At 42.1% G+C, this 23,184-nt stretch carries 24 protein-coding genes; 12 read left to right on the top strand and 12 right to left on the bottom strand.

Annotated elements, in window-relative coordinates; genetic code table 11:
* Window positions 1-8: 8 nt before the first annotated feature.
* Entirely contained in the window at window positions 9-836 is an 828-nt protein-coding gene (gene speE / locus ACGTNH_RS02970) for a spermidine synthase (RefSeq protein WP_394584897.1), read from the bottom strand.
* Between the two features lie 131 nt (window positions 837-967).
* Between speE and ACGTNH_RS02965 the strand changes: the two genes are divergently transcribed.
* Window positions 968-3,019, top strand: coding sequence for a transglycosylase domain-containing protein (locus tag ACGTNH_RS02965; protein WP_394584896.1), 2,052 nt, complete (start codon window positions 968-970; stop codon window positions 3,017-3,019).
* A gap of 236 nt (window positions 3,020-3,255) precedes the next feature.
* Here the strand turns inward: ACGTNH_RS02965 and ACGTNH_RS02960 are convergent, their stop codons facing one another.
* Together ACGTNH_RS02960 and ACGTNH_RS02955 are read right to left on the bottom strand one after the other, a co-directional pair.
* On the bottom strand, window positions 3,256-3,591 hold the full coding sequence (locus ACGTNH_RS02960; protein ID WP_394584894.1) for a YolD-like family protein: 336 nt from the start codon (window positions 3,589-3,591) through the stop codon (window positions 3,256-3,258).
* 140 nt (window positions 3,592-3,731) lie between these two features.
* Window positions 3,732-4,280 carry a YwhD family protein gene (locus ACGTNH_RS02955; protein WP_394584893.1) on the bottom strand — a complete coding sequence of 183 codons (549 nt, stop codon included), beginning with the start codon at window positions 4,278-4,280 and terminating at the stop codon, window positions 3,732-3,734.
* A gap of 182 nt (window positions 4,281-4,462) precedes the next feature.
* Between ACGTNH_RS02955 and thmT the strand changes: the two genes are divergently transcribed.
* Entirely contained in the window at window positions 4,463-4,645 is a 183-nt protein-coding gene (gene thmT / locus ACGTNH_RS02950) for a 2-hydroxymuconate tautomerase (RefSeq protein WP_394584892.1), read from the top strand.
* A 178-nt stretch (window positions 4,646-4,823) separates the two neighbouring features.
* Here the strand turns inward: thmT and ACGTNH_RS02945 are convergent, their stop codons facing one another.
* Together ACGTNH_RS02945 and ACGTNH_RS02940 are read right to left on the bottom strand one after the other, a co-directional pair.
* On the bottom strand, window positions 4,824-5,324 hold the full coding sequence (locus ACGTNH_RS02945; RefSeq protein ID WP_394584890.1) for a YwgA family protein: 501 nt from the start codon (window positions 5,322-5,324) through the stop codon (window positions 4,824-4,826).
* 14 nt (window positions 5,325-5,338) lie between these two features.
* Window positions 5,339-6,634: an HD domain-containing protein gene (locus ACGTNH_RS02940; protein WP_394584888.1), complete on the bottom strand. Its 1,296-nt coding sequence runs from the start codon at window positions 6,632-6,634 to the stop codon at window positions 5,339-5,341.
* A gap of 339 nt (window positions 6,635-6,973) precedes the next feature.
* Here ACGTNH_RS02940 and lipL point away from each other — a divergent pair, with 339 nt between their 5' ends.
* Window positions 6,974-7,813, top strand: coding sequence for an octanoyl-[GcvH]:protein N-octanoyltransferase (gene lipL, locus ACGTNH_RS02935; RefSeq protein WP_394584887.1), 840 nt, complete (start codon window positions 6,974-6,976; stop codon window positions 7,811-7,813).
* A 52-nt stretch (window positions 7,814-7,865) separates the two neighbouring features.
* Here lipL and pta read toward each other — a convergent pair whose 3' ends face one another.
* On the bottom strand, window positions 7,866-8,837 hold the full coding sequence (gene pta / locus ACGTNH_RS02930; protein WP_394584886.1) for a phosphate acetyltransferase: 972 nt from the start codon (window positions 8,835-8,837) through the stop codon (window positions 7,866-7,868).
* 228 nt (window positions 8,838-9,065) lie between these two features.
* Between pta and hemQ the strand changes: the two genes are divergently transcribed.
* From hemQ to ACGTNH_RS02910, 4 genes are all read left to right on the top strand, one after another.
* A complete protein-coding gene (hemQ, locus tag ACGTNH_RS02925) occupies window positions 9,066-9,803 on the top strand; it encodes a hydrogen peroxide-dependent heme synthase (RefSeq protein WP_394584884.1) in 738 nt (245 codons plus the stop codon).
* 169 nt (window positions 9,804-9,972) lie between these two features.
* Window positions 9,973-10,395 carry a cell wall hydrolase gene (locus tag ACGTNH_RS02920; protein ID WP_394586121.1) on the top strand — a complete coding sequence of 141 codons (423 nt, stop codon included), beginning with the start codon at window positions 9,973-9,975 and terminating at the stop codon, window positions 10,393-10,395.
* A 42-nt stretch (window positions 10,396-10,437) separates the two neighbouring features.
* Entirely contained in the window at window positions 10,438-10,971 is a 534-nt protein-coding gene (gerQ, locus tag ACGTNH_RS02915) for a spore coat protein GerQ (protein WP_394586119.1), read from the top strand.
* Window positions 10,972-11,004: 33 nt separating this feature from the next.
* On the top strand, window positions 11,005-11,253 hold the full coding sequence (locus tag ACGTNH_RS02910; protein ID WP_394584883.1) for a hypothetical protein: 249 nt from the start codon (window positions 11,005-11,007) through the stop codon (window positions 11,251-11,253).
* On the opposite strand, the gene ACGTNH_RS02905 is transcribed toward ACGTNH_RS02910, so the two are convergent.
* From ACGTNH_RS02905 to ACGTNH_RS02890, 4 genes are all read right to left on the bottom strand, one after another.
* Complete coding sequence (locus ACGTNH_RS02905; RefSeq protein WP_394584882.1) at window positions 11,250-11,618, bottom strand: DUF423 domain-containing protein; 369 nt, start codon at window positions 11,616-11,618, stop codon at window positions 11,250-11,252. The two genes, ACGTNH_RS02910 and ACGTNH_RS02905, sit on opposite strands and share 4 nt — an antisense overlap.
* A gap of 13 nt (window positions 11,619-11,631) precedes the next feature.
* Complete coding sequence (locus tag ACGTNH_RS02900; protein WP_394584881.1) at window positions 11,632-11,946, bottom strand: YwdI family protein; 315 nt, start codon at window positions 11,944-11,946, stop codon at window positions 11,632-11,634.
* Between the two features lie 438 nt (window positions 11,947-12,384).
* Complete coding sequence (locus tag ACGTNH_RS02895; RefSeq protein ID WP_394584880.1) at window positions 12,385-13,722, bottom strand: sodium-dependent transporter; 1,338 nt, start codon at window positions 13,720-13,722, stop codon at window positions 12,385-12,387.
* Between the two features lie 95 nt (window positions 13,723-13,817).
* Window positions 13,818-14,024, bottom strand: coding sequence for a uracil-DNA glycosylase (locus ACGTNH_RS02890; protein WP_394584879.1), 207 nt, complete (start codon window positions 14,022-14,024; stop codon window positions 13,818-13,820).
* A gap of 77 nt (window positions 14,025-14,101) precedes the next feature.
* Between ACGTNH_RS02890 and ACGTNH_RS02885 the strand changes: the two genes are divergently transcribed.
* The gene (locus ACGTNH_RS02885; RefSeq protein WP_394584878.1) at window positions 14,102-14,839 is read left to right on the top strand and encodes a YwaF family protein; all 738 of its coding nucleotides are present in this window, start codon (window positions 14,102-14,104) and stop codon (window positions 14,837-14,839) included.
* Window positions 14,829-16,061, top strand: coding sequence for a GNAT family N-acetyltransferase (locus ACGTNH_RS02880; protein WP_394584877.1), 1,233 nt, complete (start codon window positions 14,829-14,831; stop codon window positions 16,059-16,061). Before ACGTNH_RS02885 ends, ACGTNH_RS02880 begins: the two co-directional genes overlap by 11 nt.
* A gap of 426 nt (window positions 16,062-16,487) precedes the next feature.
* Here ACGTNH_RS02880 and ACGTNH_RS02875 read toward each other — a convergent pair whose 3' ends face one another.
* Window positions 16,488-16,787 (bottom strand): phasin family protein, encoded by a 300-nt coding sequence (locus tag ACGTNH_RS02875; protein ID WP_188377364.1) that lies wholly within the window; start codon window positions 16,785-16,787, stop codon window positions 16,488-16,490.
* A gap of 15 nt (window positions 16,788-16,802) precedes the next feature.
* The gene (locus tag ACGTNH_RS02870; protein ID WP_394584876.1) at window positions 16,803-18,449 is read right to left on the bottom strand and encodes an ABC1 kinase family protein; all 1,647 of its coding nucleotides are present in this window, start codon (window positions 18,447-18,449) and stop codon (window positions 16,803-16,805) included.
* 462 nt (window positions 18,450-18,911) lie between these two features.
* On the opposite strand from ACGTNH_RS02870, the gene ACGTNH_RS02865 reads away from it, so the two are divergent.
* From ACGTNH_RS02865 to ACGTNH_RS02855, 3 genes are all read left to right on the top strand, one after another.
* Window positions 18,912-21,089, top strand: coding sequence for a peptidase M6 (locus tag ACGTNH_RS02865; RefSeq protein ID WP_394584875.1), 2,178 nt, complete (start codon window positions 18,912-18,914; stop codon window positions 21,087-21,089).
* A 113-nt stretch (window positions 21,090-21,202) separates the two neighbouring features.
* Complete coding sequence (locus ACGTNH_RS02860; protein WP_394584874.1) at window positions 21,203-22,096, top strand: GNAT family N-acetyltransferase; 894 nt, start codon at window positions 21,203-21,205, stop codon at window positions 22,094-22,096.
* Between the two features lie 98 nt (window positions 22,097-22,194).
* Window positions 22,195-23,064: a fructosamine kinase family protein gene (locus ACGTNH_RS02855; RefSeq protein WP_394584873.1), complete on the top strand. Its 870-nt coding sequence runs from the start codon at window positions 22,195-22,197 to the stop codon at window positions 23,062-23,064.
* The last annotated feature ends 120 nt before the right edge of the window (window positions 23,065-23,184 follow it).

Below are 23,184 nucleotides of genomic sequence, written 5' to 3'. Positions count from 1 at the left end.
CCCCACTGCTATTCTGTCAGCTCTTTCACAAACTTTGGCAGCACAAATGAGGCGCCGTGGAGTTCATTTGTATAGTATTTGGTGTTGATGTCTGTAAAGCGAGCTGCCGGAATCTGCTGAGGATCGTAAATTTTACTTCCCATAGTGAATGTCCATAAGCCGCTTGGATACGTTGGGATGTTAGCTGTGTATAATTTTGTGATAGGAAAAGTTTCTTTTACATCTGCACACACCTGACGGATAAGATCCGCTTTAAACCATGGGTTGTCCGTCTGAGCGACAAAGATGCCATCCTCTTTGAGAGCTTTCGATATTCCCTCATAAAACCCTTTCGTAAATAGATTAACAGCCGGGCCGACGGGCTCTGTAGAATCAACCATGATCACATCATATTCTCGTTCGCTCTTAGCGATGTGCATGAAACCGTCGTCTACTTGAACATCTACTCTCGGATCGTCTAACGTCCCTGCGATGGAAGGCAAATACTGTTTCGAATATTCAATGACTTTGCCGTCGATTTCGGCGAGGACCGCTTTTTCAACACTTTCATGCTTTAACACTTCACGAATCACACCACCGTCTCCCCCGCCAACGACTAAAATTTTCTTCGGACTGGGGTGAGTAAATAACGGTACATGGGCGAGCATTTCATGATAGACAAATTCATCTTTTTCCGTCGTCATCACCATATCATCAAGGACGAGCATATTGCCCCATTCCTCAGTTTCCAACATTTCTAACTCTTGAAAATCTGTTTTTTCTTTATGCAAAGACCGGTTTACTTTGGCTGTAATTCCAAAGTTGTCAGTTTGTTTTTCTGTAAACCATGTACTCATTTGTGATTCTCCTTTCACTTCCTGTAAACAATCAAATTATAGAGCAATCTGCGGAAAAAGCAAGAGAATGTTTAATTTACTCCTCTTTTTCCCATAATAATAGCAATTATAACAGGTGGGAGATTAGGAGAATGCTATTATTTATTCGTTTATCATGGAAGTGGGTGCGCCGCAGTTTTAAAGCGTTTTTCACGTTAGGAATTTTGGGAGTTATTGCTGTTCTTGGACTGCTCGCTTACGCCATTGTGCTTGGTCCTCCATCGCTGTCCACTGCACAAAACACCACCTATTATTTAGCCGATGGCGAAGTAATGGAGGGTTATGATGTCGGGGCAAGCAGACAGTGGATCAGCTTAGATGAGATGCCGGAGGAAGTGATCGATGCGACCCTGGCCATTGAGGATCATCGTTTTTATAATCATTATGGTTTTGATTTTAAACGAGTGGCTTCAGCCGCGTTAACGGATTTAAAAGCTATGAGAATGGTCGAAGGCGCGAGCACGATTACGCAGCAGTATGCCCGCAACCTCTACTTATCTCATGAAAAGACGTGGACAAGAAAATTAAAGGAAGCCTTTTACGCGATCAGGCTGGAGATTTTCTATGATAAAGATGAAATATTAGAAGGGTATCTCAACACGATTTACTATGGCCACGGCGCTTATGGCATCGAATCGGCCAGTCGTTACTTTTTTAATAAAAATGCAGGAGACTTAACATTGGCAGAAGCTACGATGCTTGCAGGTGTACCTAAAGGGCCGAGTTACTACTCCCCACTCGCTGACAAGGATAATGCGGAATCGCGGCAGGAGCGAATTTTATCGCGCATGAATGACCTGGAGTTCATTACAAACTCGGAGAAAAATGAAGCTGTTACCGCTTCCCTCGACTATTATGACCATTCTGCCGAAGAAGCTAAGGCGGTCGGCCCATATTTTCAAGATGAAGTTGTCCGCGAGGCTGCACGTTTGCTCGATATAGAAGTAGAAGCCGTCGAGTCCGGGGGCTTCCATATTTATACTACGCTCAATCCGGATCATCAAAACGAGCTTGAAGCAGCGTTAGACGAAGAGTTCAATGGTGCTGCGGAGATTGAAACAGCTGCGGTCGTAATGGATAATAATACAGGGGCTGTCACTGCAATGGCCGGCGGAAGGGATTACAGCGCGAGCTCATTCAACCGCGTCACGCAGTCGAAGCGTATGGTCGGCAGTACCATTAAACCATTTTTGTATTATGCGGCATTAAACAATGGCTATTCTCCATTAACGATGCAGGAAAGCAAGCCGACTACATTTGAGCTGGAAGATGGCGATGTTTATTCGCCCAGCAATTATAATAGTTACTACGCCAACGATGACATCACGATGGCCCAGGCGCTTGCTTTATCAGATAACATATACGCTGTAAAAACTCATCTCGATATTGGACCGAAGACATTTATAGATACGCTGCGTGATTTTGGCTTTAATGAAGACCTTCCTGCCGTTCCGTCTCTTGCACTCGGAACAGCTTCAATTTCTCTTTACGATATGGTTAACGGATATTCGAAGCTAACAGGCGGTTCACCAAAAATTCAAAAGCATACCATTTCAAAAATTACGGATCACAGAGAGAATGTTTTATACGAATATGAAGAACCTGAGTCCGTCGAAGGAAAAAAACTAGATAAAGAAGCAGCTTTTTCGGTGACTCACATGATGACCGGGATCTTTGATTCTGCATTAAACGGATATATGAACGTTACCGGTTCCAGTATTGCCGACCAACTGTCACGAACGTACGGCGGTAAGTCAGGTACAACCGATTCGGACAGCTGGATGATCGGCTTCAGCCCTCAATATGTGATGGGTGTATGGAGCGGTTACGATGATAATCGGAAAATGACACAGCCGAGAGATCAGCAGTATTCTAAAGAGCTATGGGCGAATACGATGGAACGAATCCACGAGGACCTGCCCGTGGCGGCCTTTACACCGCCCGGAGACCTAAAAGGAGTCTATATTAACCCTGAATCCGGGAAGCTTTCCGGCCCAGCTTGTCCTGAAGAACGCCTCGTATATGTAAAGAAAAAAGATGTACCAAAAGAGACCTGCGAAGAAGAAGATTCCGATATTAAAGAAATCGAAGAAGAACTGGAAAAAGACCCATGGTACCGCAGCATTGTAGACTGGTTTCAGTAGAATCGGCTTTTCTGTACCAGGTACCGACGACATCAACTTCTGTACCTGGTACCGAGAGAAAAAAGAAAAAAACTAAAAAAAGACAAAGAAAACGACCGGCACTGACCGGTCGCTTTCTTTGTCCTAGCATACATGTATAACCCATGTGTTATTAAATATATTATTCTCGCTGCGCATTAGTCAAGATTCGTCATGCCAAAAGTTATTGAACATTTTGTGAACAAAATGACAAATGCTTACACAATCGCGATGTCCGCAATATCATCGAGTAAAAATTCCACTGGATCCTTTGCCCGCAAATCTAACGCCTTGATTTTACGAGCACGTTTATCGACGGCAGTTATCTTCACACGCCAGCTTTCATAATCAAACCCATTGTGTACACTAAGGTCCACAGTTAACTGATCATGTACCGCTCTCTGCAGGATGAAGTCAATTTCAACAGCTTTTTGCTCATCAAGCATTCCTTTTTCGACGCGTTCATCCTCCTTCCAAACTTTTTTAATCATCTCGACGTGCTCAGGTAACATCAGTGAGGTCCACTTAATCGTTCCTCGATCTCGACTATCCATTTTTGACTCTCCTTTTACCGCGAACGTTTGTTCTTATAATAGCACATACGTTCTCTTTTTACACTGGTATTTTACGGAAACCGCTCCTTCATAAAAAATCCCCCTCCATGAATGGAGAAGGATGGTTAATCAAAATCACATTATTGAGCGCCGAGGCTGTCTTTCAGTTCTTGGGCTGTATTTTCCCAAAGTTCCGGTTTAAATTCACGTAAATATTCGCCTAGAATATGCCTTGATTTTTCATCCATATGATCGACGACAAATTTTCCTTTTAGTGATTTATCCATATGGTTCACGTGTTCTGGAAGCAGCTTATAGCCGCGGCGGATCTCACGGTCTACGACAATTTCACTTCCGGCCACACCGTAAAAGCAAGGGTTTCCTTCCCGATAGTCGACCGTCACCCATACAATCCAGTAAAGCTTGCCGTTCGGCACTTCTGAACGATCTGTTAAAAAGCGAATGCGTTTCTCTACCGCACTTCTTGCATGAAGAGCACCCATATCCATAAACGCTTCTTCTTCATTTGGATCTACAATGACCGGAGTCATATTTTCAAGACTAATCGATCCAACACCATAGCCCCCGTGGCCATCAGTGGAATCATCTTTTATGATTGTGAATTGATTTTTCTTTTTATCGCTGCCTTCTTCTTGCTTATTATTTTTAAATTGATCAAATTCCTTCATTGGTACCTGGATCCTCCTTTTAGCTGGCTGTTGCTCCTATTCTAACATAGGGTCCGCCCCAATTTCAGAGCACAGGCCTTTGCAAGAAATGAATTTTTTTTAGAAAAAAGGAAGGAATTCGAGATTTTTTGACGAAGTAAAACGTTAAGGGATATATTTATAGGATAAAAGGGGAGAACGTTATGCCGATCGTAACAGTCCAAATGCTTGAAGGGCGTACCGATGAACAGAAAAAGGCGTTAGTAGAAAGTGTGACTAGCTCCGTTACAGAAACCACGGGCGCTCGTAAAGAAGCAGTGACGGTAGTGATTGAAGAAATGAAAAAACAACACTATGGGGTCGGCGGCAAACGCCTCATTGATTAGGCCGGAAGCTCTCAAGCGCACAGCGCTTGGGAGCTTTTTCTGATCGGTTAATCAAACGTTTGTTTAACGTCCATGCTGCCTGAAATAGGAACCATCTTTAACCAAAGCCGGAAATGCACTGATCCATTTTCATGAAAATACATAACAAAAAAAGATATACTGGCGAACAGTATACCTTCTAATGATTCTGGCGGATATTTTCAATAAATTCCCATCCTTCTTCAATATCTTCAACTGTGTAGTTTTGCTTGCTTTTCACTGAAAATACTTTTTCTGAAATCTCTTCCTTAGGAAGATGTTCAAAGAAAAGCATGGTCGAGACAAGTTCTAAGAAACGAGAGCTTTTTTCGTTCATCTCATCGATACGGCGGTTTAACGACGGCAGTTCCGTATGGTAACGCTCCATAAATTCTTTCCCCGAATCAGTAACTTCATAGCGGTACTGGTAGTAATTCTTCTTTTCTTCTTTCGTTTCACTTATAAATCCAAGATTACACATTTCTTCAATACGAAGAGTTAATTCTTCAGAATAAGGACCGTAAAAATGAAATTGGTAACGCTCCTCAAAAGGCACGTCACATTTTTTCAGGATATAAATCATTTTTTGCAGCCTTTTTCTTCCTACAATTGCGTCAGAGCTTGAGAAGAACTGCATCAGCTTGGCATGGTTCTCCAACATAGCATCCCCACTCCCTATCCATACAAAATTTCCATAATTCGTTTCTTCGTTTTACTGCGATTGGACATCCCTTCAAGCAAGTCCTGAGGGATGTATAACTTGTGATCCGTTCGTTTCTTCCCTGAGATTGACTCCACAATCTCAGATAACCTTGAAAGTTCCTTCAATTCCTGATTTGGCTGCAGAAGGTGAATCGGCAGACGCTCCCCTTCTTCACCAGGCCGGTAAAAATCGTACGGCAAATCCGAGCTGGAATCAACCACCAAATAGTAATCCGGGTTAATCCCCGCCTTTTGGAAAAGCTTATAGAGTTCCATCCATTCCGACATTTGCAAATTTGGATTAAATTCAATGTATTTAAATAAGCGGCGGTTCACAAACCGATCACACAAATCTGATAAAATTTCGTCGTCTTCCTGCATCCACATTTGGAAATAGTAAAGCGCAATTGACTCATCAAGCCCTAAATATTCACTAAGTGTCGGCTCCCCTTTAAAGAAAGACAAGAAATGAGTAGGCTCCAGTTTAAAGCGATACCCCTCCTCATACAGCTCCTTGGCCCGATGAAGGATTTTAGATAAAATCACTTCTGCACTTCGCGTCACCGGATGAAAATAAACTTGCCAGTACATTTGATAACGACTCATTATGTAATCCTCAACCGCATGCATGCCGCTTTCTTTAACGACGACTTGATCTTCCATCGGACGCATCACACGCAAAATCCGTTCCATATCAAAATGACCATAACTTACTCCTGTAAAATACGCATCACGCTGCAGGTAATCCATACGGTCCGCATCGATCTGACTTGAAATCAAACTAACCACCAGCTTATTTTGATACGTTTTGTTAATCACATCCGCTACTTGCTTAGGAAAATTTTTATCAACTTTCGAAAGGACTTCATTCACCTTTGTATCCCCGAGTAAAATCGCCTGTGTAAAATCCTCATGGTCCAGCTTGAACACTTTTTCAAATGAATGCGAAAAAGGCCCGTGCCCTAAATCATGCAGCAGCGCAGCAGCCAAACAAAGCAGGCGTTCGTTCTCATCCCAATTCGGGCGATCTTTAAAGTTTGAGATAATACGCCTCACAATTTCATACACTCCGAGCGAATGGTTAAACCGGCTGTGCTCCGCCCCATGAAACGTCAAATAACACGTCCCCAGCTGGCGAATCCTGCGAAGACGCTGAAACTCTGGTGTACCAATCAAATCCCATATCACTTGATCCCGCACATGAATATATCGATGAACAGGATCCTTAAATACTTTCTCTTCACTTAATTGCTCATCACGATAAGCCATCAGACGATCCTTCCCTCACGACATTTCTTCCTATTATATACCTTTGGTAGCAGGTACACAAAGACAAAATCTCGTTCATTGCTGAAAATGTGTATTGGTACCGCGCACTGTTTTTGTGTTTCAGCTTTGCGAAAATGAAAGCACTGGGTACCAGGTACACAAAAGCAAAATTAGTTCAATGATGGATATTAGTATTTGTGTACTGGTACCCCCTTTGCTCTCACCATTCTATATGTGCTGCCCCATTATGCTCTTTCCCTACTCTACAGCTTTTACACCATTACTGCTGTCCACTTTTTCTGTTATAATAGTGCTGCTATGAAAAAGGAGAAAATTTTTATGTCAAAGCAATTATTACATCCAGCGGTTTACCGCTTTATTGACCAAAGCAATATGGGGCCGACTTTCTCAGCGCTGCAGTCCTTCGCTATTGATGACGCACTGGCCATTTCTGTCGGTGAGCATGAATCCCCAACGACTGCGCGCCTTTGGGTCCATCACGACACGGTGGTCCTCGGCATCCCGGACGCTCGCCTCCCCCATATTGCTGAAGCGATCGATTACTTAAAAGAGCAAGGCTATCAAGTCGTCGTCCGCAACTCAGGCGGCCTCGCCGTCGTACTCGACGAAGGCGTACTGAACCTATCACTTATTTTTCCAGACGCCAAAGAAGTTAACATTCACGACGGCTATGAAGCGATGGTCAAATTCATTCAGCACTTGTTCGCTGACCTCACTGACCAGATTGAAGCTTACGAAATCACCCAGTCATACTGCCCCGGGACTTATGATTTAAGTATAGGGGGTAAAAAGTTTGCAGGGATATCCCAGCGCCGTGTGAAACGAGGATCCGCGGTTCAAATTTATTTAGACGTTACCGGAAGCGGAGCCGAACGTGCTGCACTGCTGAAGAACTTTTACAAGGCCGGCCTCAATGAGGAGCCCACACGCTTTCAATATCCAGATATAGACCCATCGGTCATGGCTTCACTCAACGAACTGCTTGGCGCAGATTTAACAGTGGAAGATGTGAGAAACCGTATTCTTTATCAGTTAAATAAATGGTCAGATCGTCTCGTAGCGAATTCATTAGAAGGTGAAGAAATTGAAACGTTCACGAAGCGTTTTGAACAGATGATTATCCGCAATAATAAAGCACTGGAGCAGATTCAAGACTAAGCTCCAGTGCTTTTTTATTTAAGGTACCAGGTACCTGCGGTTGGTATTGCTGCTATAGAGATTGAGCTGCTGTAATAATAGCAAGCTTGTATACATCATCTGAATTACAGCCGCGAGATAAATCATTCACTGGCTGGTTCAAACCTTGAAGGATAGGTCCTACTGCGTCAAAATTCCCTAAGCGCTGGGCAATTTTGTACCCGATGTTTCCCGCTTCAAGACTTGGGAAGATAAACGTGTTCGCTTCCCCTCTTAGTGGCGAATCCGGTGCTTTTTTCTGAGCTACAGAAGGAACGAATGCTGCATCAAACTGGAATTCTCCGTCAATTAAAAGTTCTCCATTTTGCTGCTTTGCCAATTCTACAGCTTCGTTTACTTTTTCTGTTTCAGGTGATTTCGCTGAACCTTTTGTAGAAAAGCTCAGCATCGCTACTTTTGGATCGATGTCAAACAGCGCAGCGGTGTCCGCACTTGCTAACGCGATCTCTGCCAGGTCCTGACTGTCCGGTGAAATGTTGATGGCACAATCCGCAAATACATACTTTTCTTCATCCCTAACCATGATAAAGACGCCGGATGTCTTTTTGATTCCCGGCTTCGTCTTAATGATTTGCAGGGCCGGGCGAACCGTATCTGCTGTAGAGTGAGCCGCTCCACTTACAAGTCCATCAGCTTTGTTCATATAAACGAGCATTGTTCCGAAATAGTTGCCGCCTTGCAGAATTTCGCGAGCCTGCTCCTCCGTTGCTTTTCCTTTACGTCGTTCTACGAAGCTTGCCACCATCTCGTCAAAAGCTTCATAGCTGGCTGGATCCAGAATCTCGGATGTGGAAATGTCTACTCCTACTTCAGCTGCTTTCTGTTCTACTTCACCTTTATTTCCAACTAGTACAGGTTTCACAAAACCTTCTGCCCCAAGTTTGCTTACTGCAGTCAGAATTCGTTCATCTAAAGCTTCAGGAAAGACGACTTTCTTGCTTTCACCACTCATTTTGGCTTTCAATGTATCAAATAGGTTACTCATCTTTTAACCCTCCAATTTATTTTCTGTACTATATAATAAGACCTTTTGTGTTTAATTAAAAGTATTTCGAAACGAATTTTTCATATTAAGCGATTACATATTATCTTTACCCTATTTTTTTGTTCACAATACTTTCAAATTAGCTGAAATGATAATTTACGTTGAATTGTGTTATATTGAATAAGATGAAAATACTATAACAATTCACATAAAAGGAGCGATCCTATCATGCCTGAAGCAGTAGTTACAATGGATGGATGGTATTGCTTGCACGATTTCCGCACCGTCGACTGGACAGCTTGGAAACAAGCGAGCAATGAAGAACGTGAACAAGCCATTCATGAATTTCAAGGATTTATTGAAAAATGGGAAACGACTGAAAAGAGCAAACAAGGAAGTCACGCTCTTTACACGATTGTTGGACAAAAGGCAGATCTCGTCATGATGATTCTCCGCCCTACCATGGAAGAATTGAATGAGATTGAAACAGCGTTTAATAAATCGAAGCTGGCTGAGTATACGACAAAAGCTTACTCCTATGTTTCTGTAGTGGAACTTTCCAACTATATGGGAAATGCGGATGAAAACGACCCTGAAATCCAGGGCCGCTTAAAACCCATTCTGCCAAAATGGAACCATATCTGTTTCTACCCCATGGACAAACGACGCCAGGGTAATGATAACTGGTACGTTCTTGAAAAAGACGAGCGTGCGAAGCTTATGTATGCCCATGGTATGACTGGCCGTCAGTATGCCGGCAAGATCCGTCAAATCATTACAGGCTCCATCGGGTTTGACGACTGGGAATGGGGAGTTACTTTGTTCGCGCATGATATGCTTCAATTTAAGAAACTCGTCTATGAAATGCGCTTTGATGAAGTAACGTCACGCTACGGTGATTTTGGTTCATTCTACGTAGGCAACCTTCTGAAAACAGATGAAATCCCACAATTTTTACACGTATAAGTTCGACCACAATCCTCGCCGGCATAAGCCGCGGGGATCTTTTTTATGAACAATTCAACTAAAAATAAGAACGTTCTCCCTTATAATCTCCCCTTCAATTTTTATTCATATCTTAGGCAGGCTTATTCATATAGTGATAGAGAGTCAGTTTGCGAAGTGGGGTGCCGACATGGCTGTCGTACCATTCAACGAAGAGGATGTTAAGCTGCTGGCACGTTTAATGAGAGCCGAGGCAGAAGGAGATGGAAAGCAAGGGATGCTGATGGTAGGGAATACCGGGGTGAACAGGGTGCGTGCGGACTGTTTAGATTTTAAAGACATTCGCAACATCCGCAATATGGTCTTTCAAAGTCCCGGTGGGTTTGAGGCGACGCAAAAGGGTTATTTTTATCAACGGGCGAGACAGAGGGATATTAATTTGGCACGGCGAGTGATCAACGGCGAGCGGTTTTCTCCTGCGACAAATACGCTGTGGTTCTTTATGCCGCAGGGAGAATGTCCAGCTACATGGTTTGGACAGCCGAATGTAGGGCGTTTTAAGTCTCATTGTTTCTTTGCCCCGACCCGTGCTGATTGCCCTACTGTTTATTAAAAATAAGAAGGAGTGATTGTTTTGGTTAAGAAGCACCAAGGAATGCAGGGGATGCAGGGGATGAATGCAGGAATGCCTTACTATCCGGGCCATCCATATATGTACCAATATGCAATGGCGAGTGCCAATGGATCAAATGGTTATTACAGTACAAACGCAAACAACGGCAATAATGGGAATAATAACAATAATGGAAATGGCATGAACGGAATGCAAGTCCCCTATATGTCTAACGGGAACAATAACAATAACGGACCTACTAATGGAAATAACAACGGGAATGGGATGCTCCCTGTAGAAGAATCCTACATTGAAAATATTCTGCGATTAAACCGGGGTAAAGAAGCTACAGTATATATGACATTTGAAAACAACGAGGAATGGAATGCGAAAGTTTTCAAAGGAATTATTGAAGCTGCTGGACGTGATCATATTATATTAAGTGACCCTCAAACCGGTAAACGCTACATTCTGCTTATGGTTTATCTGGATTACATTACATTTGATGAAGAAATCAATTACAGCTATCCCTACAATGGTGGAAATAACGGATTGACCAACTATTCTCCCCGTTAACTTTCGCTTACTATTGCAGAAAGGGGTGATCTAATGAGACATCCCTATGAACCGCTCGTCCGCTTACAGGTTGCTTCACTTTGTATTGCTATTTTACTTGCTGTTGTTGCTATTTTCCATTTAGATAACCAGTGGCTCATCCTGTTTATGTTCTATATTTTATCCATAAGCTTACTTGTTGAAGGTTTAATTGAATATAAAAAGCAGCAACTTGCTTCTTGTGTAAGCCAGTTGCTGCGTGCAGTTATCATCCTTCTATTTACAACGATCCTCTTCTTTTAGAAATGCTTCATAACAGCATAACCGAGCAAAATCCAGCCCACGAGAAAGGATAATCCACCGAGCGGCGTAATCATGGCAAACGTTTTGATTCCAGATGGAGCATAAATGTATAAGCTTCCTGAAAATAAAATAATCCCAATGAAGAAAAACCAACCCGCTCCGGTCAACAATCCCGTCTGGATTTTGCTCATTAATAACCCGGTAACGAATAAAGCCATCGTATGAAACATTTGATAATTAACAGCTTTCTCCCACTGACTTAATCCTTTGGCTGAAACTTTCCCTTCTAAACCATGGGCCCCAAATGCACCAAGTGCTACGGCTAGAAATCCATTCAGCGCTCCTAATAGTAAAAATATCTTCAATGTATGTCACCCCTTAAAAATCAAAAATCGACTTTCCATTTGCATCGTCATGTTCTTCTGACGGTTTATCAGTTGATGAAGACTTTTGGACAGGTTGATCGCTTCCCATCATCTTTCTGATCTCTTCTACAGTAGGTTCTTGAACTGAGCTTTTCTGACTAGCTAAAGATGAAGCAGATGATGCGCTTCCTTCATCAAGCACGAGATCAGCCATTAGCTTCACTGCTCGCACATGTTCACGCACCCGGGAATCGTCTCCGTGGTTTAACATCGCTTCTTGTATCTCACTCGACATTTTTTTGAGTATCGTTTGATTTGAAATTGCCATTTCATGAGACTCCTTTTATCCTTAATTAACTTATCCGCACTTATCATAACATGATTTACAAATTAACGGCTATCCTGCATGTACATGAGGCTGAGATAAAACGGAACAAGGCATAATATAATCCGAACGATATTTTAAAATCAGTTCGGATTATTTATGTGCCCATAAATGATTCTTACTATCGCTCCGTCAAAACACTTCGCTTTCCGTGGGCTCGACTTCATCTTCCTCTCAAACCGGGTACCAGGTACCGAAATTCACACTTAGCACTTCGCTCTTTTACAGCTTTTCGGTACCTGGTACCCTTTATGCTTCCAGATAAAATCCCCACGAAACAACGGAAGCACCAACCAGCATAAACACTCCCGCAGCTGCACCGTTTGAAGAGCAAAAATGACTCATCAAAAAAAGCTGCCTCACTAAAAGGCAGCTTCGCTTTTAAATAAAACCTAAAGCGTTCAAGAAAATAAGAACAATTAGTATTGGTGCCACAAATTTAATAATGGCGTACCATACATTACCTACTGCAGAGCCAGTGAAATCAGTAGCTTCCAATGCTTGCTGCTTCGTAAAATACCAGCCGACAAATAAAGCCATCGTTAAGCCGCCCAGCGGTAATAGAACGTTAGAGGCTACATAGTCCATAGAATCTAAAATCCCATTATCTCCAATCGGTGTTACCCCTGACCAAATACCAAAGCCAAGAGAAACAATAATACCCAGCGCAAACATAATAGCGCCCATAAGTAAACTCGTAAAGCGGCGGGACCAATTAAAGACACGCATAAAGTACGCCGTCGGCACTTCTAAAATTGAAACCGAAGACGAAAGCGCCGCTAGGACAAGAGCGAAGAAAAATACAAGCCCGACAACTCCGCCAAATGGCAGCTGTTCAAAAATACTAGGTAACGTAATAAATACGAGCGGCGGTCCGGAAGACGGGTCAATGCCAAAGGCGAAGACTGCTGGGAAAATAACGATCCCTGAAATAATCGCAAAGAACGAGTCCATTAAGCCGATTCCCATCGTCGCCCCAGGAAGCTTATGCTCTTTTGAAAGGTAGCTTCCGTACGTCAGCATCGCCCCCATACCTAAGCTTAGGGAGAAAAAGGCCTGGCCCAGTGCTGCAATGTAAATCGAAGGTTCGCTGAAAGCTGACCAGTCTGGTGAGAACAAGAACCTCAACCCTTCTGAAGCCCCTTCTAACGAAATACTATAAAATGCAAGAAAAATTAATATGATAGCAAGGACTGGCATAAATATTTTATTAGCCGCTTCAATACCTTTTTTAACACCACTGACTACAATAAAAATCGTTAAAGCCATAAATAATGCTACCCAAAACAAGGGCTGCCAGGAATCAGAAATAAACATGCCGAATGCACCTTCATATCCGCCTGCAGGCTGAGTAGCAAAATTACCTGTAATGTAATTTGTAAAGTAATAAATAGACCATCCTGCCACTACACTGTAAAAACCTAAAATTAAAAAAGCACTTAATACACCGAAGAATCCAGTTAAAAACCACGGAGTTCCTGGTGCCAGTTTTTTATATGAACCTACAACGTCACTTTGAGCTTTACGTCCAATGCTGACTTCAGTCAGCAGAAGAGGTACAGCAATTAAAATCACGAATAAGAGATATAAAATTAAAAAGGCGCCTCCTCCATTGTTACCTGCTACAAAAGAGAAACGCCATATGTTTCCTAAACCGACGGCTGATCCCATTGCAGCAAGCATGAAGCCAAGCTTCGTGCCCCACTTCTCTCTTTCCATCAATATTTCATCTCCCTTCAATCTAGTTCTAAATATTCATCAGCATACCACACTTTTTATGTAGAGAATATATAAAATCTGATATTTCAATATATTTACAGATTACGACGTTTTTTCTTTGTCAAACCAGCATGATCCGCTAATTTACGCTCATACTGTAGACAAGCGGTGCCCGTTGTTCGTAAAACCGTTTGAGAGGGCATCTCTTTTCCCTTAAATCCGTACACTTTACATCCTCTTGGAAATTGAGGGTTCCACGTCGTATGAAAATGCTGACACGTAAAACAATTGACTTCAGTCATTTTCCCACCTCTTCCGTGACGAAGCAGTATGATAAAATCATAGCACAGGTGCGCTGGCACCACTAGGGGGTTATTATATGAATAAATGGTTTGCAGCAGGAAGCGATCACCCCTTCATTATGTTTGGAATAAGTCATTTGGTGATGCTCTTTCTATTCGGTTTAGGGGTGATCCTTCTCCTTCTTAATAAAAAACATCTCGTAAAAGGCAGCAAGGCCCATAAAATCGTTAGATGGATGCTGCTAGTTTCACTTCTTCTTTCCGAGGCAAGTTATCAGTACTGGGCCTATGCTCACGGTTTGTTTACAACTTATGAGTATCTTCCGCTTCATCTATGTGGTATTGCCTCTCTTATCGGTATGATTTCACTGCTTACTTATAATAAAAAAATGATCCAGATCAACTTTTTCATCGGTATTCTTCCAGCAGTCATCGCGTTAATTACGCCTGAGATCCCTCATGGGTATGAACATTTTCGATATTGGAAATTTTTCATCCACCATATGGCAATTCCGTGGACGGGGTTGTTTCTCGTCGTCACGACGTCTGCCCCTATTCATTTCAAAGTGATGTGTGAAACGTATTGTTACCTCGTCGTTTATGCCTTAGCTGCCGGTATTTTCAATTCAATTTTTCATACCAATTATTTATTTTTAACCGAGCCCCCAGCATCGTTCCCAGCTCTTAAGCTTCTCGATATTGGGCTTGGCTATCAAGTGAATTTAGGTCTTCTTGTCTTTGGCGTTTTCTATCTATTACTTGTATTCTATAGATGGACCCAATCGAGAAGAAGGAGTGAAAACTATGGAATTTAAGGAAATGAAAGAGTTTCAGCTATTTACTGAGATGTTAAGCCGCTGCTATCCAATGATGGAAATGACAGAAAATGAGGATATAAAAGAGGCGACGAAGCACCGAGAACGGATGAACCAATACGAAACCGTTTCTCACTTCGGCTATTATGATGAAGAGAATCTGAAGTCGGGTTACATTCATTATATGTTTCCTATGAACGTGTATGGACAAACTCTGCCTTCCACTGGTGTAGGAACCTTAGCAGTTGACCTCCCTTACAAAAAGCAGGGGATTGCCAAAAAAATGATTAAGCACGCCATTGAAAAGTCAAAGAATGAAGGCTTCGCTCTCATTCAGCTTTACCCTTTTCGTCCGGATTTTTACCGTAAAATGGGTTTTGGCTTTGGTCCGCAGCTCAATGTTTTCCGCATTTCCCCTTATCAAGTGCCCTATTACCTTGAAGCAGAAGCGGTTGTTCCCCTGGGAGAAAATGATACCGAAGAGATCAAACGCTGCTATCACAACTGGGCAGAAGATACACATGGCGCGTGCGATAAACAAGATTATGAATTCCGTCATATCGGCTTTACTCATACGCATACGGTCGGATACCGGGTAAACGGACAGCTTCAAGGATACGTCGTTTATGAAATGAAGCACCAGCACGACTTTACCCATGAGTTGAAAATACTTGATTGGTTCGCGAATACCAATGCAGCCATTCAAGCTTTCTTAAACTTCCTTCATCAGCAAAAGGACCAGGTGAGCACGATTATCTTTCCGACATTTGATGATGACTTTGCTTTTTTACTCAATGATCCAAGGCATGACGCCAATCGTTTAATTCACCGTATTTATCACCAAACCCACGAAAGAGGTACAGGTTTAATGTACCGTATCCTCAATGTTCCATTGTTCATGGAATATATCAGAGATTATTCTTTTGGTTCTCAAACTGTTGCGATAAACTTTGAAGTTACTGATTCTCTTATGGACAAGCAAGAAACATACGCCTATCAATTTAAACACGGCAGACCTGAACGACAAGAGGAACCTCTATCTCATGGGGTGACGTTATCTTTAGCTATTGCTGATCTTTCCTCTCTATTGATGGGCTGTATTACCTTACAAAAACTTCTTGCCTACAATAAGGCGGAAGCTTCTGGAAGTGAAGATGAGATTAAAAAAGCGATCAATCTTTTTAAGGAACCTAATAAGCCTGTAAGCTGGACTTTTTTCTAAACCAATAAAAACTTCCTTTTCTAGATGCAGAAAAGGGAGTTTTATCTACAGGTTTTTTTACCTTGTGTAAAAATTCCTGGCGTTAGGTAGATTAAAGGGTTGGAGAAACAGCTCCCTTTCCATGGGCGAATGGTCTGCCTCCTCGGGCTATACGCCCTCCGGGGTCACACCTTATTCGTATCCACCATAGGAGTGTCGCCGTTTCTCCAACCCTTTTTCGATAAAAGATCACTAGAAAAATTTGCGGATATGTCTTGCCCTTATGGAATCAGAGATGTTGGCAGACCATCCATTATACGATGGTACCGTAAGCCGATTATTATAAAAGCGGATGGAAAAGAAGGAGCCGCGCTCTCCCATGTTTACATCGCCCAAGCTTTTTTAACATGACTCCCTTTTCTAAAGGTACAGAAAAGGGAGTCTATTTTACATATCATTCGAGTTTTGGTTTTCTAACCGGGTCAGCCTGGCTTCGAGCAGTTCATATTCTTCACGCGTCACAAAGCCAAGCTCTTTCACATGATCCTGCATGCGCGCCTGTGCTTGTTCATTCCATTCATTATTCTTCTCTTCCCCTTTTGACATCCAGGAATTCAGCATTTCTCTGGCTTCTGATGGAGAAACCTCCCCCTTACTAACCATTTCATTTAATACTTTTTCAAATTTCTCCTTACCGCTGATGGCCGCTCCTAACCCTAAATAAAAACCTTTTCGTAATAAACTCATCATAACTCCTCCTCGCTATTGTCTTATGTTTTTGATCATACGAAAATGTTTGATTCCTATAATGAAGAAACTCACCCCTCCAATAGAGGTCACAACCCATCCTAACGTCATATAGGAGGCGTCTCCCGTTTGAAGCATGTATATTAATCCACCAGTTCCTCCGATAAGTAAGAGAAATGAAAGCCAGGAATAAAAGAGGTAAAACTGATGAAATAACCGCCGCTGCTGATTTTTCGACTTCCATTCCCGTTCTTTATCGCCATCTTCCAAGTACTCTATTAAGGCTCTCGGCAATGACATTAACGGTTTAGCGGTATCTTTGGCTACATCTCTATAAAGAGAAAATGTAGAATTCTCTCCTATCATCCATTTTTTGATCACAGGCCTCCCCCACTCGACTAGATCAACTTGAGGGTAAACGGAAGTGAGCACACCTACGATGATAGAAGTCGCTCTTCCCAAAAAAGCGTAATCTGCCGGCAGCTGGATCGGCTGTTCTTTAATGAACTCCTGCATATCTTCTAAAATCTCATTCATTAAATGCGCATCGAGTTTGTCAAAATCGCCATCTAAATACATATTCGTCGTTTGCTTGATCATTTTTTTAACTTTCTCTGTATCGGCATTAGGCAATAAGAAGTCCATATCCCACAATGCATCAATTACTCGATCATAGTCATCGAGGATGAATCCCTGAACCATCATACGAATGGAATTGGCGTCACGCTGCTTCACCTCTCCGACCATGCCAAAGTCGATGATAACGACTGTTCCGTCCGGTTTGAGCAATAGATTTCCAGGATGAGGATCCGAGTGAAACATTCCCGCAAATAAAAATTGTTCCACACATAAATCAAATAATACCTTAGCGATTCTCTCTCGATTAATTTGATGACGATTAATAAATGCTAAATCAGTAATTTTCGCACCCTCAATCCATTCCATGACGAGCACACGTTTCGTGGATAAATCACTGTAATAGTCCGGTATATATACATCTTCAAAGTCTTTAAACCTTTTTTTAAAATGATTCCCGTTATTTAATTCCATCGAAAAATCAAGTTCATTTGTGATCACAGCCACTACTTCTCTGTATAGCGCAGGTAAATCTGCTTTTTTACCATACTTCGTAAATCTTGATAGAATAAAAAACACGATGCGCAGCGCTTTAAAATCCATTTGAAAGATTTCTTTCACACGATAACGCTGTACTTTAACAGCTACAGGCGTTCCATCTTGCAGCTCTGCTTTATAAACTTCGCCTATGGAAGCCGAAGCAATCGACTTTTCATCAATATAACGCAGGTGGTTATCAAGAGGAACACCCCAGTCCTCTTCAATTGTCTGTTTAGAATAGGCAAAAGGAACCGGCTCTACTCGGTCGACTAAACCTTCTAACTCCCGAATAAATGATTGGGGCAGTAAATCTCCCCGAGAACTGAGGAACTGTCCAAACTTAATGAGCAGCCCTCCTAAACGGATTGCATTTCTTCTATATTCCCCGGCCTGCTTTCTGAGCAGGACTTCCCACTTCTGCTTTGTTTCCTGATCCCAAATTCGATTTGTATTTTTGAACCAAAGAATCTGCATAAGAAACTTAACGGACATCCACACAATGATGGTGATTCGATAAATCGATATGTATTTCAGCCTGTGATTCACCACGATCTCCCCCATCTGTACACACACATTAACCATTACCCTGCGCTTCTTATTATTAATCAGTATTTCTTAAAGAAAATCCTGACATTCCTGCGTGTTCATTAAGTCACGCAGGAAAAGTAATCCTTCATTGCTAAAGGCAGTAGAAATAATTTTTTATCATTTCTATAAAGGTTTATCCTGCCATTTGACCTATGAATAATAGAACAATAATAATCACTAATGTAAAAGACACATACAAAAGTCAACACTTAGCCAGAAATCCATATAATCTTCTACCAACCACCATAAGTAGTCATTTATGTCTATTAAACAGGCATAAAGTTCGACAAACTAATTTACCCTCCAACTTAAAAATCCTTCCAATTTACTATTCGAAATATTTTGAATATTTAGCGCAAACGTCTTATAATGGAAATTGCGGGTCACGAAACAATTCCACATTAGGAGGTATTCATGCACATGAAAAAACAAATGACTGCATTACTTTCAGTCAGTGCACTTACGCTGTCGTTGTTCTCCCCTGCAGCAGCTACAGATGTCAGTGCAAGCTCAACGTATGAAAACTGGAATACGGAACGTTATACAGATCGCATCGATATTGATGGACAGCTTCAGAAGCAATCAGAGCAGGAAGGTTTTGAGCAGGAAGCGAATCAAAAGGTGAAGGAAAGTGCTGAGGAGACGAACTTAAATGAGGATGAATCTTCTTCAGACTCAGAGAGCGGCGGTAATGCAACAAGTACTACATACAGTGAAGGAGAAACAAAACTATTTTTAGACCGTGACTTAGCTTTTAAAGAGTTTACTCTCCAAAGTGTTGGGGAGCATTCTGAAGTTTGGGTGGCAAATGATTTATCTTTTGAAGAGGGAGATCCTCGCGATCCTCATGTTGTTACTCAGGCTCAAGCTGATACAATGGCTGAAGAATTCGACAGTAATATGTATCCCGTAGCTACTGATTTCTTTGGAATGCCTGACGAATTGGATGGAAGTAACTCTCCCCTGCCAGAAATGGTCGGACTTCCTGAAGGGTATTACGAAGGTGACGGCGACAAGGTAATGATCATGGTGGATAATGTTAAGGATGAGAACTACTACGATCCGGAATATCCTTTCTTCGTTGCCGGTTTCTTCTGGCAGACATTAGAAAACTATATAGACCGTAATATGATTACGATTGATTCAAGAGATTGGGATACACGACTGGAGAGCACTTTCTTTGGAACAACGATCCACGAGCTTCAGCACTTGATTCATGCTGACAACGATGGTGATGAAACGAGCTGGTTAAACGAAGGAATGTCTACCTTCTCTGAATACCTTGGCGGCTACGGCATGTCCGAAGGATCGATTAATTTCTTTTTGGATCACCCAGAGAACTCTTTGACTAACTGGGACGAGCATGTTGATGCAGAAACAGGGCCTGAAACGATTGCTGACTATGGGTTAGTTCAGCTGTTTACGCTTTATAACTACGAAAGATTCGGACAGGAGTTCATCCGTTACGTAGCAACAGATGAGTTGAACAGTATTGGAAGCTTTGAAGAAGCTTACAAAGAGTTTGATCTTGGCGTCACATTTAACGAAGTCTATCAGGACTTCACCTCTGCTTTAGTATTGGATGATAACAAATACAAAGGCGGAAAATACGGCTTTGAAAACATCGACCTCCGGGACCTGCCAACTGGAGATGGTGAAACACGCGGCATGACCGTTGACTTTGAAAAAGCGAAAGACTTTGAAAAAGAAGGTGTACCTGCCTGGGGTACCGACTTTAAAGAATTCAACATTGAGCCTGGTCAAAAAGTAGAAGACTTCAGCTTTAACGGCATAGACTTCATGCCTATTCAATGGGAAGCAACGGACGACCCGCTGGGAAGCGGTGAGCAGGTATTGTTTGGCGGCTCCGGAGACGAAGCCGACAACAAATTGATCTTCGAAGCCGACCTTACCGGTTTAAGTGAAGCAACATTGAATTTCGATCACTACGCTGATATTGAAGAGCAATGGGACTTCGGGGTGGTACAGGTTTCTACCGATAATGGTGAAACATGGACTTCTTTAGAAAACGAAAATACCCGCTCTGACGTGGTTGAGGAAGGTTATCCTAAGATTAAAGAAAACGTCCCTGGATTCACAGGAACATTTGAAGGCTACGAAAATGAAACGTTCAACCTCTCTGAATATGCCGGCGAAGAAGTGCTGGTCTCTTTCCGCTACCTGACAGACTGGGGAACAACTAATGAGGGATGGTTTGTTGATAATATCACGATCCCTGAAGCTAACGTTGCACTTAATGGTAACAGTAATATTGAAGAGGACTTTGTCAACGAAAATGAGTTGAAAGAAAACTATGTCAACTATGGCGTTACTTTTATTAAAGAAAATAAAGGCGGCAAGCATAAAGTAATTGAAGTGGATCCATTTAACGTTACGGAAGAAGACGCTTTAAACATTAAGAAAGCCTTCCGCCCTGGAAAAACGTATATGACCACTTACTATGCAGCGCCTCAGGATGAACTAAATCCTGCACCGTTTGAATATGAGATTGAGTATAAAGAAAAAGGACCTAAAAAAGATAAACCGGGGAAAGGTAAAGGAAAAGATAAGCCTGGGAAAGGAAAAGGGCCGAAATAATATCTAAAGCAAGCCAACCAGCCCCCCGCACTGGTTGGCTTTTTCTATGAATCTCTTTACTCCCCTCCCCTCTTGTGGCATGCTTTTATCAAAAGGCAGGAAAGGTGATCTATATGCAGATCCAAGAATTAGAAGTTCGACAATTACATACTGTGGCCGAGTGGCTTCATGGAATGAACGAGCAGGATAAGCATTATGTTGCTTGGTTAGCCTCTGATCCGAATGAAATATTTGAACAAATATGGACACTGACGCAGTTTCATGAGCCGCTCGCTTACGTCGCGTGGGAAGATGATAAGATTATCGGATTTATTGGCATTCTACCTTTTTTCGAACAAAAGCTCTGCCGTCTCCTTGGTCCTTTTTCAGTAAAAAGCGGCACAGATGTTTTTGAAGGGCTGTGGGAAAAAGCTTCTTTAACGATCCAACTGCATTTTGATGCTGTAAAAGTAGCCTGCTTTAAGGCGAATCAGGATCTTGTCGCTTTTGCCGAGCGCCACCAATTTCATTTATACAACAGAGAAAAAACGATGGCCCTCCACCACTCCCGCTTTTCTCCTTCTTCAGAGAAGGCTGAAAAGATTGAAGAGATTCAAGAATATGAGCACGCAGCCCTCCATGAGCTTCATCCGTCGGGTGCTTACTATACGACAAATGAAATGATAGAACTGGCTGATAAAGAATCCAATAAGCTATGGGGTTACAAGAATGCAGGTACACTGGAAGGGTACCTTTACTTTGAATTGGTTTCACCTGATGAAGGTGAAATTTGCTTTGTGAATGTTCATCCTGATGCACGCGGGCGAGGAATTGGCTCCGCACTGATGGAGCATGCGCTTCAATATGCGTTTTATGTGTTTGACGCTGAAATTGTAACGATCTCAGTGCGGATAAATAATGATTCGGCCGCTCAATTATATGAACGATTAGGATTCGTGGAAATTCACACCATTTTTGCTTATGAAAAAGAAGTTGGCGCAGAAACAAATAACACTTTATTGCATTAAAGAACCAGAGTAAATAAACTTCTGGTTCTTTTTTATACAGTAGATTGGTTTGATCGTAAAAAGGGAAACATTCACTAGTCATGAAGGAGGCTAAAGTTATGAAACAACATATCGAACGAGTGGTACGTCAGATCAATGACCATTCGACCATTAAGGAAATCCGTCCCGTGAGTGGAGGTGATATTAATGAAGCTTTTTACGTAGCGACTGAAAACAACACCTATTTTATAAAAGGCAACCAAAATGTACCAGATCATTTTTTCAAAGCAGAAGCGACGGGTTTGGAAGCGATACGCAAGACGGAAACGGTGGCGGTCCCCAAAGTATATTATTATGATGAACCGACCGATGGGGAAATCGGAATGCTGGCACTTGAGTGGATTGAGGGAATGGAATCGGCTCAATCATCTGACCTTCTTGGAGAGAAATTAGCCAGAATGCATCAGCATACTTCCAACCAATACGGCTTTGGGGAACCCACATTTGTCGGTGAACTCAATCAACCAAACGGCTGGAACGAAAGCTGGGTTGAGTACTATCGAGAGAATCGCCTGCGGCACCAATATAATCTTGCGCTGAAAAATGGACGACTAGGCAGTCAAAGACGGGAAAAGCTTGAAAAACTAATCAACCAGCTTGAAAGATTTATTCCTGCGTCTCCTTCTGCTTCTCTTTTACATGGTGATTTGTGGGGTGGAAATTACTTAGCAGGTGCTGAGGGTGAACCTTATTTAATCGACCCTTCGATCTTATATGGCGACCCTGCTTTTGAAATTGCCTTTACGGAACTGTTCGGGGGCTTTTCCAGCTCATTTTATGCAGCCTATGAGCAGAATTCTCCTTTACGAAGCGATTATGAAGATGTAAAACCTGTTTATCAATTGTTCTATTTACTCGTGCACTTAAATCTATTTGGAGAAAGCTACGGACCGGGTGTAGATCGTATTTTGAAAAAATACATCGGTTGAGAGAAGGATTTTCCTGCACTATAGAGAATTGTAAAGGAAACTAAATTTTTCTATTGGATTTTCAACCTATCCGTATTAAAATAAATAACGCTGTATATTTATTCTTATATTATTCATAGA

Origin of the sequence: Halobacillus sp. B23F22_1 (assembly GCF_043497005.1) — a bacterium.
Lineage (GTDB): Bacteria > Bacillota > Bacilli > Bacillales > Halobacillaceae > Halobacillus_A.
Note: the sequence above shows the minus strand (reverse complement) of the source record. Positions and strands in the feature narration are given on the sequence as shown.